Genomic DNA, 255 nt, shown 5'->3' on the forward strand with positions numbered 1-255 from the left:
ATGACAACAAGAATGACCATCAACGGAGTGAGTACCTGCCAGACGGCAGGTACTGAGAAGTACGAAAAGTACCAAACGACTATCAGACGGAAAAGAACAACCCTTTTCCAGTATGACTACCGACACACGGACGGAGAACTTTTCTCTTGCGTTAGACCGACATTGGAAGAGTGCAGACACCTGCGTGACGAATGGATAAAAGGAAAGGAGGACAGATTATGACAGCATACTATGATACTTTGATTGTGACATTCA

Annotated in this window: 1 protein-coding gene; it reads left to right on the top strand. The window is 44.7% G+C overall.

What is annotated here, in order from left to right; translation table 11 throughout:
* A partial coding sequence (locus tag I6E24_RS17695) for a DUF3873 domain-containing protein (protein WP_072543831.1) occupies nt 1-222 on the top strand: 222 nt, incomplete at its 5' end.
* Between the last annotated feature and the right edge of the window lie 33 nt (nt 223-255).

The organism is Bacteroides caecigallinarum (assembly GCF_021530995.1).
Taxonomy (GTDB): domain Bacteria; phylum Bacteroidota; class Bacteroidia; order Bacteroidales; family Bacteroidaceae; genus Phocaeicola; species Phocaeicola faecigallinarum.